6 protein-coding genes are annotated in these 12995 nt (G+C 39.6%); 5 read left to right on the plus strand and 1 reads right to left on the minus strand.

What is annotated here, in order from left to right:
• The 5 genes from WKI42_RS07105 to WKI42_RS07125 all read left to right on the plus strand — a co-directional run.
• Window positions 1-5422 (plus strand): ZmpA/ZmpB/ZmpC family metallo-endopeptidase (locus WKI42_RS07105; protein ID WP_368081547.1); only part of this gene is annotated, 5422 nt, incomplete at its 5' end.
• 144 nt (window positions 5423-5566) lie between these two features.
• Window positions 5567-6259, plus strand: coding sequence for a phosphoglycerate mutase (locus WKI42_RS07110; RefSeq protein WP_000240129.1), 693 nt, complete (start codon window positions 5567-5569; stop codon window positions 6257-6259).
• A gap of 52 nt (window positions 6260-6311) precedes the next feature.
• The gene (locus WKI42_RS07115; protein ID WP_368081548.1) at window positions 6312-8723 is read left to right on the plus strand and encodes a glycoside hydrolase family 95 protein; all 2412 of its coding nucleotides are present in this window, start codon (window positions 6312-6314) and stop codon (window positions 8721-8723) included.
• A gap of 130 nt (window positions 8724-8853) precedes the next feature.
• Window positions 8854-9555 (plus strand): ABC transporter ATP-binding protein, encoded by a 702-nt coding sequence (locus tag WKI42_RS07120; RefSeq protein WP_368081549.1) that lies wholly within the window; start codon window positions 8854-8856, stop codon window positions 9553-9555.
• Between the two features lies 1 nt (window position 9556).
• The gene (locus WKI42_RS07125; RefSeq protein WP_368081550.1) at window positions 9557-12265 is read left to right on the plus strand and encodes an ABC transporter permease; all 2709 of its coding nucleotides are present in this window, start codon (window positions 9557-9559) and stop codon (window positions 12263-12265) included.
• 93 nt (window positions 12266-12358) lie between these two features.
• Here WKI42_RS07125 and tpx read toward each other — a convergent pair whose 3' ends face one another.
• Window positions 12359-12850: a thiol peroxidase gene (tpx, locus tag WKI42_RS07130; RefSeq protein WP_000256026.1), complete on the minus strand. Its 492-nt coding sequence runs from the start codon at window positions 12848-12850 to the stop codon at window positions 12359-12361.
• Between the last annotated feature and the right edge of the window lie 145 nt (window positions 12851-12995).

The following is a 12995-nucleotide window of genomic DNA, read 5'->3' on the forward strand; positions in this document are numbered from 1 at the left end:
TTATCAGCCTGTATCAGCACCAGTAGTGGAAAGTGCGGAAGAATCAGTTGAAGAACTTGCCCCAGTAGCACCAGCTGTGACAAGCCCAGAAGTTAAAGAAGAAACAGAAGCTCCAGTAGTACCAAAAGCAGAAGACGAAGCGACTACACCGGCACCAAAAGAAACAGCACCAGAGGTGGTAACACCAGCTGAATCAAACGCAGAAGTGGCAACAGAATCAGCAGAGCCAGAGGTAGCGAAACCAGCTGTACCAAAAGAAGAGAAGCCAGCGACTCCAACACTGAAAGAAGAGAAGCCAGCCACACCAGCACCGAAAGCGGAAGAGCCAGCGTCAGCGGTAGAGGGTACAACTGCAGGAGAACACGGTCAACCAGTAGAAGAAACCCCAGCACTATCAAAACCAGAAACCCCAGCTTCAACAGAAGAAGTAGCAACTGAACCAAAAGGAACAGAGTCAGAGGCAGCGAAACCAGCTCCAAAAGAAGCAGGAACAACAGCAGGAAATGAAGTAAAAGAAACTGAAGAAGCAGGAACAGGTTCAGAAGTAGCTACAACAGGTGCACCAGCAGCGGAAGGAAGTTCAGAAGCGACTCTAGGTTCAACAGAAGAAGCTTCAGGAACAACACCAAAAGCAGAAGTTTCAGAAGCACCAGTGGTAGAGGCTACAACTTCAGGAGAACAAAGCCAACCAGCAGAAGAAACCTCTGTTGAGGAGACAGGAAAACAAGATAGCGCAACAAATACACCGTCAGCTGAGTCTAAAGAAGAAGCGGTAACAACACCAGAAGCAACAGAAAAAGAAGCAAAAGCAGAAGAGTCAGCAGAACCAGGAACATCTGCAACTGTGGAATCAACACCAGCAGGAGAAGAAGGTAAAGCCGAAGCAACGGAAGAAGCTGAAGAACCAGGAATAATAGCAGAAGCAACCCCAGCACCAAAAGAATCAGGAGAAGAAGGTAAAGCGGAGGATTCAGTTTCTTCAACTGAATCTTCATCAACTGCTTCTGAAGGGGAGTCAACAGCTACGCAGCCAGCTGTAGAAGCAGAAACAGATTCAACATCGGAAGCTGAAGAACTTGCAACTACGGAAACAGCAACAGCACCAAAAGCGGAAGAGCCAGAGGCGGCAACCCCAGCTTCAGAAGTACCATCAGAATCAGAGTCGAAAGAAGAAGATTCATCTGCAGGGGATACAACAGTTACAGAAGAACAGCCGGCTTCAGAAACTGTCTCTGAAGGTGGGTCACCAGCTACACAACCAGCTGGAGAAGAAAATAAATCCGAACCAACGTCAGAAACTTCAACTATTCCATCTGTAGATGCTACAAATGATTCAGGTAATTCAGAGTCATCACCTTCAGTAACAGAAGGCAATAAAGAAGAAACAAATTCACAAAATACTGAAGCTTCGACTGTGAACGAAAACTCAGAATCATCTAATTCAGATTCAGAAAAACCACAGGGTGATGAACCAGCTGTACAAGTAGGATCAGACCCAACAGCGTCAACAGAAGGAACATCTACAGGAAAAGAAGAATCAGCACCAAAAGCAGAAAAAAAACAAGTCGACAAGAAACTAGAGCTTAGGAATATTTCAAATGTGGAATTATTTACAGTAGAAAATAATAAATATCGACATGTAACCTCATTTGATACGGTTCCAAATAATCCTAGTAACTACTTTATGAAAGTAAAATCAGAGAAGTTTAAAGATGTGATGTTACCTGTCTCAAGTATTACAAGTGTCAGAAGAGATAATCAAGAAGTATATAAAATTGTTGGTCGAGCAAATGATTTAATTCAACATGAAAATGATAGTACTGTAGAAAATTATACTTATTATTTACCAAAAACTATTAATAGTGAAAACGAAGTTTATACATCATTTAAAAATCTAGTAGAAGCAATGAATAGAAATTTACATGGTACGTTTCGTTTAGGAGCAACTATGGATGCTCGTGAAGTAGAACTTTCGGATGGTCAAGAAAGTTATATAAATCAAGAATTTAGTGGTACATTAATAGGTACAAACAATGATAAGAACTATGCTATATATAACTTGAAAAAACCGTTATTTAAAGTTTTAAATCATGCTGCTATTCAAGATCTTTCAATAAAAGAAGCTAATGTTTCTTTGAAAGAAGATGCTGCTACAATAGCGAAAGAGGCGAATAATGGTACTACAATTACAAATGTTCATTCATCAGGTGTAATTGCTGGTGAGCGTAGCATTGGTGGTTTGGTTTCAAAAGTAACTGACTCTACAATTTCTAATAGTAGTTTTACAGGTAGAATAACAAATACTTATAATACAAATGCTACTTATCAAATAGGTGGTTTAGTTGGCAAACTTTCAGGTGTTGGTGCTTTAATAGAAAACTCAATTTCATCTATCGATATGGCGACAAACGCTAATCAAGGGGACCAAACAGTTGGTGGTATAGCTGGGGTTGTTGATAGAAGTGCTAGAATTAGTAATAGTTACGTTGAAGGAAATCTTAACAATGTGAAGCCTTTTGGTAAAGTAGGAGGAGTTGTAGGTAATCTTTGGGATAATTCAGGTGAAGTTGAAAATTCAGGTCGATTATCTGATGTATTAAGCGATGTCAATGTTACTAACGGTAATGCTATTGCTGGTTATGATTTTAATGGTATAAAAGCAACTAACACTTATAGTAATAAAAATAATAAGGTGGTAAAAGTAGTTCAAGTAGATGACGAAGTACTTAGTAAAGATTCTGAAGAGCAAAGAGGAACTGTGCTAGAAGCGGATGAGATTAATGTGAAAAAAGCTCAACTTGTTCCTAAAAATAATATTAAAACTGAGGACTTTAATTTCTCTTCTAAATATGGAACGGATTATAGTAAATTAAAAGATGTTGATGTTTCTAGGTTAAGGGTGTATAAAAATATAGAAAAATTACTGCCATTTTATAACAGAGAGACTATTGTTAAGTATGGTAATTTAGTGGATACTAATAATGCTTTATATACTAAGGATCTTGTGTCTGTAGTTTCAATGCATGACAAAGAAGTAATTTCTGATATTAATAAACATAAAGCTAGTATTAATAAGTTGTTACTACATTATTCAGATAATACTTCTCAAACATTAGATATAAAATATCTACAAGATTTCTCTAAAGTAGCAGAATACGAAATAACTAATACAAAATTAATATACACACCTAATACGTTATTACATAATTACAATAATATTGTAAAATCTGTTTTAAATGATCTGAAATCTGTTCAATATAATTCAGCTGATGTTAGAAAAGTATTAGATATTTCTAATGATATAAAATTAACAGAATTATATCTAGATGAACAGTTCGATAAAACAAAAGCAAATATTGAAGATACTTTATCAAAACTTCTTTCTGCAGATGCGGCAATAGCTGAAAATAATAATTCGATAATAGATAATTATGTAGTAGAAAAAATTAAGAATAATAAAGAGGCGTTGCTTTTAGGTTTAACATATCTTGAACGTTGGTATAATTTTAAATATGATAATGCAAGTACAAAAGATTTAGTATTATATCATTTAGATTTCTTTGGTAAATCTAATAGTTCTGCATTAGATAATGTTATTGAGCTAGGTAAATCAGGATTTAACAATTTATTAGCTAAAAATAATGTAATTACTTATAATGTATTATTATCAAAAAATTATGGAACTAAGAGTTTATTTGAGGCATTGGAAAAATATAGAAAAGTTTTAGTGCCGAATAAAACAAATAACGAATGGTTTAAAGAACAATCTAAAGCTTATATAGTAGAAGAAAAATCTACAATTCCTGAAGTAAGCGAAAAACAATCTAAGGAAGGGACGAAGTATTCTATTGGAGTATATGATAGATTAACTAGCCCTTCTTGGAAATATCAAAGTATGGTGTTACCGTTATTAACACTACCTGAAAAATCAGTGTTTATGATAGCGAATATTTCAACTATAGGATTTGGAGCCTATGACAGATATAGAAGTTCAGAATATCCTAAGGGAGAAAAGTTAAACAAATTTGTAGAAGATAATGCACAAGAAGCGGCTAAACGATTTAGAGATCATTATGATTATTGGTACAAAATACTAGATACGAAAGAAAAAGATAAATTGTTTAGAAGTATTTTGGTATATGATTCTTTTAGATTTGGTAATGATAAAGATAAAAATACTAGTCAAGCAGATTTTGAAACTGATCATCCAGCAATAAAACATTTCTTCGGTCCTGCGGGGAATAATGTTGTTCATAATGGACACGGAGCATATGCTACGGGAGATGCGTTCTACTATATGGCTTATCGTATGCTTGATAAGGCTGGCGCAGTAACATATACTCATGAAATGACACACAACTCAGATAGAGAAATTTATCTTGGAGGATATGGAAGAAGAAATGGGCTTGGACCAGAGTTTTATGCAAAAGGATTATTACAAGCTCCCGATCATCCAGATGATGCAACAATCACGATAAACTCTGTATTGAAATATGATGAAGCGGAAAATGCTAATAGACTACAAGTGAAAAATCCAACTCAACGATTTAATAATGCAGAAGACTTGCGTAAATATATGCATAACTTATTCGATTTAGTTTATACACTTGAAAAATTAGAAGGAGAAGCAGTAGTTAACTTAGGTGCCAATGAGAAAGGTGAGCTATTAAGGAAAATAGAGAATGAGTATAAACCTGATCCTGATGGAAATGATGTTTATGCAACGAATGTAGTCCGTAGATTAAAACCTGATGAGCTTAATAAGTTAACCTCTTTCAATAGTTTAATAGAAAACGATATAATCACAAGAAGAGGGTATATTGATGAAGGTGAGTATAAACGAAATGGATACTACACAATCAATCTTTTCTCGCCAATATATTCTGCCTTAAGTAGTGATAAAGGGACTCCGGGTGATTTAATGGCTCGTCGTATGGCATTTGAACTATTAGCTGCAAAAGGATATAAAGAAGGTATGGTACCATATATTTCTAACCAATATGAAAATGAAGCGAAAGCTAATGGAAGTAAAATTAATTCATACGGTAAAGAAGTAGGATTGGTAACTGATAAATTAGTGCTTAATAAGATATTTAATAACCAGTATTCATCTTGGGCTGATTTTAAAAAAGCTATGTATAAAGAACGAGAAAATAAATTTAATAACTTAACAAATATTAGCTTTATAAATCCTAATAATTGGGGACGTCAAGAGACGATAACTATTGATAGTATTGCTAAGTTAAGAAATATAATTAAAGAAGCGGTTCAGGCGGATGCTACTAATTATGCTTCAATATTATATCCAAAAGAAAGTAGTAAAGTTTACAAACTTAAAAAAGCTATTTTCAAAGCTTATCTAGATCAAACTGATGATTTTAGAACTTCAATATTTGATGAGGAAAATAAATTTACTAATTAGGGTAGCACATGAAGATAGGTTTCGTTTCTTCATGTGTGAAACTCTTTCCTTTTTGGTTTTGACTAGCTTTTTTGTGAAAAATTGTGTAAAATAGAATAGATAAACGAGGGGAAACCTCGGAAAATTTAAAGGAGAATCCATCTAATGGTAAAATTGGTTTTTGCTCGCCACGGTGAGTCTGAATGGAACAAAGCTAACCTTTTCACTGGTTGGGCTGATGTTGACTTGTCTGAAAAAGGTACACAACAAGCGATTGACGCTGGTAAATTGATCAAAGAAGCTGGTATCGAATTTGACCAAGCTTACACTTCAGTATTGAAACGTGCGATCAAAACAACTAACTTGGCTCTTGAAGCTTCTGACCAATTGTGGGTTCCAGTTGAAAAATCATGGCGCTTGAACGAACGTCACTATGGTGGTTTGACTGGTAAAAACAAAGCTGAAGCTGCTGAACAATTTGGTGATGAGCAAGTTCACATCTGGCGTCGTTCATACGATGTATTGCCTCCAAACATGGACCGTGATGATGAGCACTCAGCTCACACAGACCGTCGTTATGCTTCACTTGACGACTCAGTAATCCCAGATGCTGAAAACTTGAAAGTGACTTTGGAACGTGCCCTTCCATTCTGGGAAGATAAAATCGCTCCAGCTCTTAAAGATGGTAAAAACGTATTCGTAGGAGCTCACGGTAACTCAATCCGTGCCCTTGTAAAACACATCAAAGGTTTGTCAGATGACGAAATCATGGACGTGGAAATCCCTAACTTCCCACCATTGGTATTCGAATTTGACGAAAAATTGAACGTCGTTTCTGAATACTACCTTGGAAAATAAAAAATTGTAAGTCTAGAATTGATTTCTAGGCTTTTTATGTTAGTATGGTAGTATGATAAGGAATAAAAAACAAGATTATGTATTGATCTACAAGCAACCATCTTCAACCACTTACAAGGGTTGGGAAGAAGAGGCCTTACCAATAGGCAATGGTTCTTTAGGGGCAAAAGTATTTGGGCTCATAGGGGCTGAACGGATTCAATTTAATGAAAAAAGTCTCTGGTCTGGTGGTCCACTTCCTGATAGTTCAGATTATCAGGGTGGAAATCTTCAAGATCAGCATAACTTTTTAGCTGAGATTCGGCTTACTTTGGAAAAGAGAGATTACAATCGGGCTAAGGAACTGGCTGAACATCACCTGGTCGGGCCCAAAACGAGTCAATATGGGACCTATCTGTCCTTTGGAGATATTTTCATTGAATTCAGCCAGCAAGGTAATTCTCTGTCTCAGGTAACGGATTACCAGAGACAACTGAATGTCAGTAAGGCGCTTGCGACGACTTCTTATGCCTATAAGGGAACGCGATTTGAACGTGAAGCCTTTGCGAGTTTTCCAGATGATCTCTTGGTTCAGCATTTCACTAAGGAAGGGGCGGAAACTCTAGATTTTACTATAGAACTGTCCTTGACCCGTGATTTGGCTTCTGATGGAAAGTATGAGCAGAAAAAGTCTGATTACAAGGAGTGCCAGCTGGATATCACTGATTCTCATATCTTGATGAAGGGACGGGTTAGGGATAATGATCTGTGGTTTGCTAGTTATCTAGCTTGGCAAACGGATGGAGACATTAGAGTCAGGTCAGATAAGGTTCAGATAGCAGGAGCTAGTTATGCTAATCTCTTCTTAGCAGCTAAGACGGATTTTGCTCAAAATCCTGCTAGTAATTATCGCAAGAAAATAGAGTTGGAGCAACAGGTGATAGACTTGGTGGAGACAGCTAAAGAAAAGGGCTATGATCAATTGAAATCAAGGCATATTCAGGACTACCAATCCTTATTCCAGCGTGTTCAATTGGATTTGGGGGCTGAAGTTGACGCATCCACTACAGATGATTTGTTAAAAAATTATAAGCCACAAGAGGGGCAGGCTTTGGAGGAGCTGTTCTTCCAGTATGGGCGGTATTTATTGATTAGTTCGTCCAGAGATTGCCCAGATGCGCTACCAGCTAACCTGCAAGGGGTCTGGAATGCGGTCGACAATCCTCCTTGGAATTCGGACTATCACCTGAATATCAACCTGCAGATGAATTATTGGCCAGCCTATGTGACTAACCTATTAGAGACGGCCTTTCCGGTCATCAACTATATCGATGATTTGCGTGTCTATGGTCGCCTAGCGGCTGCAAGGTATGCAGGAATCGTTTCTCAGAAAGGGGAGGAGAATGGTTGGTTAGTCCATACGCAAGCGACTCCCTTTGGCTGGACGGCACCGGGCTGGGATTACTACTGGGGTTGGTCACCAGCAGCTAATGCGTGGATGATGCAAACGGTTTATGAAGCCTTTACATTTTATAGGGACCAAGACTATCTCAGGGAGAAAATTTATCCCATGTTGAGGGAAACGGTTCGTTTTTGGAATGCTTTTTTACATGAGGATAAGGAGGCGAAGCGTTGGGTTTCTTCTCCGTCTTACTCGCCAGAACATGGGCCGATTTCGATTGGCAATACCTATGATCAATCTCTGATTTGGCAGTTATTCCATGATTTTATTCAGGCTGCTCAAGAATTGGGGCTGGATGAGGACTTGTTGACTGCAGTCAAAGAAAAGTATGATCTACTAAATCCTCTGCAAATCACTCAATCTGGTCGAATCAGGGAGTGGTATGAGGAGGAAGAACAGCATTTTCAAAATGAGAAAGTGGAGGCTCAACATCGGCATGCTTCCCATCTGGTGGGACTTTATCCTGGAACTCTCTTTAGTCATAAGGGGCAAGAGTATCTTGAAGCGGCGCGTGCTAGTCTCAATGATCGTGGAGATGGGGGAACAGGCTGGTCCAAGGCTAATAAGATCAATCTCTGGGCCCGTTTGGGAGATGGCAATCGAGCCTATAAATTATTAGCAGAGCAGTTAAAGACATCCACCTTACCCAATCTTTGGTGTAGCCATCCACCATTTCAGATAGATGGTAATTTTGGTGCTACTAGTGGCATGGCAGAAATGTTACTCCAGTCTCATACAGCTTATCTGGTGCCCCTAGCTGCCCTACCTGATGCTTGGTCTTCAGGTTCCGTTTCAGGTTTAGTGACACGTGGACATTTTGAAGTTAGTATGCGCTGGGAGGATAAAAAACTCTTACAGATGACCATTTTATCAAGGAGTGGAGGAGATTTGCGCGTCTCTTATCCAGGTATTGAAAAAAGTGTGATTGAAGTCAATCAAGAAAAAGCAGAAGTGAAATGCGTAGAGAAAGATTGTATTTCAGTGGCGACAGCAAAAGGTGATCTTGTTCAATTTTATTTTTAAGAAGATAATGTAAGGCAGTAATTTTAAACTGCCTTTTAATAAGGATTTAAGAATGTAAGCAGTTTCCAACTAGTTGAAAAAGCGTTATAATGGTAGTAGAAAGTAATTTGTTTGAGAGAGGGTGGCACTGATGGCTTATATTGAGATGAAACACTGTTACAAGCGTTATCAGGTTGGGGACACGGAGATTGTGGCCAATCGCGATGTGAATTTTGAGATTGAAAAGGGGGAGTTGGTTATTATCCTTGGTGCTTCAGGTGCAGGCAAGTCAACGATTCTTAATCTTCTTGGGGGCATGGATACCAATGATGAAGGGGAGATTTGGATTGATGGTGCCAATATTGCAGACTATAGTTCCTACCAGCGAACCAATTACCGCCGCAATGATGTCGGTTTTGTTTTTCAGTTCTACAATCTAGTGTCCAATCTGACAGCCAAGGAAAATGTGGAGCTGGCTTCTGAAATCGTGACAGCAGCCTTGGATCCTGAGCAGGTGCTGACAGATGTAGGTCTGGCTCATCGACTCAATAACTTTCCAGCCCAGCTTTCTGGAGGGGAGCAACAGCGAGTCTCCATTGCACGCGCGGTAGCCAAAAATCCTAAAATTCTTCTTTGTGACGAACCAACAGGCGCCTTGGATTATCAGACAGGCAAGCAAGTCTTGAAGATTCTTCAAGATATGTCTCGTCAAAAGGGAGCGACGGTGATTATCGTGACTCATAATGGAGCTTTGGCGCCCATTGCTAATCGCGTGATTCATATGCACGATGCCAGTGTTAAGGATGTGGTGCTCAACCAGCATCCTCAGGATATTGACAGTTTGGAGTACTAGCATGATCAAGCGAAAAACTTATTGGAAGGACTTAATTCAGTCCTTCACAGGCTCCAAGGGGCGTTTTTTATCCATCTTGATCCTGATGATGTTGGGCTCTCTAGCCCTAGTAGGTCTCAAAGTAACCAGTCCCAACATGGAGGCGACAGCTAATGCTTATTTAACAACTGCTCAAACCTTGGATTTGGCAGTTATGTCTAATTATGGTTTGGATCAAGCAGATCAAGAAGAACTAAAACAGACGGAGGGCGCAGAGGTTGAGTTTGGCTATTTGACAGATGTGACTATGGAGAATGGACAGGATGCCATTCGGCTGTACTCCAAACCAGAGCGAATTTCAACCTTTCAGCTAAGAGAGGGACGACTTCCTCAGTCAGACAAGGAAATCGCTTTGGCCACTCATTTACAAGGCCAATACAGCGTGGGACAGGAGATTAGTTTTAAAGAAAAAGAAGAGGGTCATTCCTATTTAAAAGACCATACTTATACCATTACTGGTTTTGTGGATTCAGCTGAAATCCTCTCGCAGAGAGATATGGGCTACGCAGGAAGTGGAAGTGGGACTCTGACAGCCTATGGGGTGATTTTACCTAGTCAGTTTGATCAGAAAGTCTACAATATAGCTCGTTTGAAATATCAAGATTTAGCAGGCTTAAATGCTTTTTCAGCAACTTATGAAGAAAAATTCAAGCAACATCAGGAAGACCTTGAACAAGCTTTGTCAGATAATGGCAAGGCACGTCTGCAAGTCTTGAAAAAAGAAGGACAAGAGTCTCTATACAAGGGTCAAGAGACCCTTGATAAGGCTGAGACTAATTTGCAGGAAGGCAAGCGTCGTTTAGCAGCTGCTCAAGCTCGTTTGCAGGCTCAGGAAAGTCAACTAGCCTTGCTTCCTCAAGCCCAGAGAGAGCAAGCCAGTGCTCAACTTACCCAATCCAAGCAGGAATTGGACAAGGAAGAAGATAAACTAAAGCAGGCCGAACAAAATCTAGTCCAAGAAAAGGAAAAATTAGAAAAACATCAGCAAGTCTTGGATGATTTGTCTGAGCCCAAATATCAAGTATATAATCGTCAGACCATGCCTGGCAGTCAAGGCTACCTCATGTACAGTAATGCTTCAGCCAGTATTCGGGCAGTGGGCAATATCTTTCCTGTAGTGCTTTATGTCGTAGCGGCTATGGTGACCTTCACAACTATGACTCGTTTTGTGGATGAAGAGCGAACGCATGCAGGGATTTTTAAGGCCTTGGGCTATCGTAGCAAGGATATTATTGCCAAGTTTCTCCTTTACGGTCTAGTAGCTGGGACTGTAGGAACAGCTCTAGGTAGTATACTTGGCCATTATTTATTAGCCGGTGTGATTTCAAGTGTCATTACAAAAGGCATGGTGGTGGGAGAAACCCAGATTCAGTTCTATTGGACCTATAGCTTACTGGCTCTTGCTTTGAGTTGGTTGGCGAGTGTGTTACCAGCCTACTTGGTAGCTCGTAGAGAACTTCATGACGAAGCAGCTCAGCTTTTACTACCTAAACCGCCTGTTAAAGGAGCTAAAATCTTACTAGAGCGCATCGGTTTTATTTGGCGCCGTCTCAGTTTTACTCATAAGGTAACAGCCCGCAATATCTTCCGTTATAAGCAACGGATGTTGATGACAATCTTTGGTGTGGCAGGTTCAGTCGCTCTGCTCTTTGCAGGTTTGGGAATCCAATCCTCTGTAGCAGGAGTTCCGTCCAGACAGTTTCAACAAATCCAACAGTATCAGATGATTGTCTCTGAAAATTCAAGTGCGACCAATCAGGACAAGGTAGAGCTAGAAGAAGTGTTGAAAGGGCAGGATATTCAAGCCTACCAGAAAATTTATTCTAAGACGCTAGACAAGGATTTCAAAGGCAAGGCTGGTCTTCAGACCATTACCCTTATGATGACAGAGAAGGAAGATTTGACTCCCTTTATTCATCTGCAAAATCATCAGCAGGAGCTGACATTAAAAGATGGAGTCGTTATTACAGCTAAACTCGCCCAGCTGGCAGGTGTTAAGGTTGGACAGACTTTAGAAATTGAAGGTAAGGAGCTAAAGGTTGCTGCCATTGCTGAGAACTACGTTGGTCATTTTATTTATATGAACCAAGCCAATTATGAGCAACTTTATGGTCATCTACCCCCATCCAACACTTATCTGGTATCGCTAAAGGATTCTAGTGCGCCTAATATCGAAAGGCAGGCAGGCTTGCTTATGAATCAAGCTGCGGTGTCTAGCGTCGTCCAGAATGCTTCAGCCATTCGACTCTTTGACTCGGTCGCAAGTTCACTCAATCAGACCATGACCATCTTGGTCATCGTATCGGTTCTATTGGCTATTGTTATCCTTTACAATCTGACCAATATCAACGTGGCTGAGAGAATCCGTGAACTCTCCACTATCAAGGTTCTCGGTTTTCATAATAATGAAGTTACCCTCTACATTTATCGTGAGACGATTGTGCTGTCTCTTGTGGGAATCGTCCTTGGTCTGGTATCCGGTTTCTATTTACACCAATTTTTGATTCAAATGATTTCGCCTGCGACTATTCTCTTTTATCCGAAGGTAGGCTGGGAGGTCTATGTAATTCCAGTGGCAGCAGTAAGCATCATTTTGACCGTACTTGGTTTCTTTGTCAATCATCATCTGAGAAAAGTTGATATGTTAGAAGCCTTGAAATCTGTAGAGTAAGGCGACTGTTTTTCTGATTGAACTTGTATTTACTAGTATTCAAAAATCCTCCGTTTCAAAGAGCAGGAAACTCTTTGTGACAGAGGATTTTTTCTATAGGGCTTTAGCAGCTGCAATTGCGGCTTCGAAGTTGGGTTCTGAGTTGATATTGTCCACGTATTCAACGTAGCGAATAGTGTTGTCGGTGTCAAGGACAAAGACTGCGCGTGCTAATAGGTGCCATTCATTGATTAAGAGGGCATAATCACGTCCAAAGGAATGGTCGAAATAGTCTGAGAGCATGATGGCATTTTCAATGCCTTCAGCACCACACCAACGTTTTTGGGCAAATGGTAGGTCCATAGAAACAGTCAATACGACCGTGTTGTCCAGTCCAGCCAGTTCTTCATTAAAGCGACGCGTTTGAGTTGAGCAGATACCTGTATCGATGGAAGGAACGACACTCAAGACTTTTTTCTTGCCATCAAAATCAGCCAGAGATTTTTTAGAAAGGTCTGTAGTAGTGAGAGAAAAATCAAGTGCCTTGTCGCCGACTTGTAGTTGTTTACCTGTAAAGCTCACAGGATTTCCGAGAAAAGTTACCATAAGATACTCCAATCATTTTTCTTCCATTTTAGCTGAAACGGTCAGAATTTTCCAATGATTTGACCGGAAATATGGGTATAGAAAAAACGCCAATTCGGAAAAGAATGACGTTTTTCAGAGGCTTATACTCAATGAAAATCAAAGA

The organism is Streptococcus pseudopneumoniae (assembly GCF_038148935.1).
GTDB classification, from domain to species: Bacteria; Bacillota; Bacilli; order Lactobacillales; family Streptococcaceae; genus Streptococcus; species Streptococcus pseudopneumoniae_U.

Coding starts and splice junctions, on each gene's coding strand:
- WKI42_RS07110 (WP_000240129.1), top strand. CDS start 5,567: ATGGTAAAATTGGTTTTTGCTCGCCACGGTGAGTCTGAATGGAACAAA.
- WKI42_RS07115 (WP_368081548.1), top strand. CDS start 6,312: ATGATAAGGAATAAAAAACAAGATTATGTATTGATCTACAAGCAACCA.
- WKI42_RS07120 (WP_368081549.1), top strand. CDS start 8,854: ATGGCTTATATTGAGATGAAACACTGTTACAAGCGTTATCAGGTTGGG.
- WKI42_RS07125 (WP_368081550.1), top strand. CDS start 9,557: ATGATCAAGCGAAAAACTTATTGGAAGGACTTAATTCAGTCCTTCACA.
- tpx (WP_000256026.1), bottom strand. CDS start 12,850: ATGGTAACTTTTCTCGGAAATCCTGTGAGCTTTACAGGTAAACAACTA.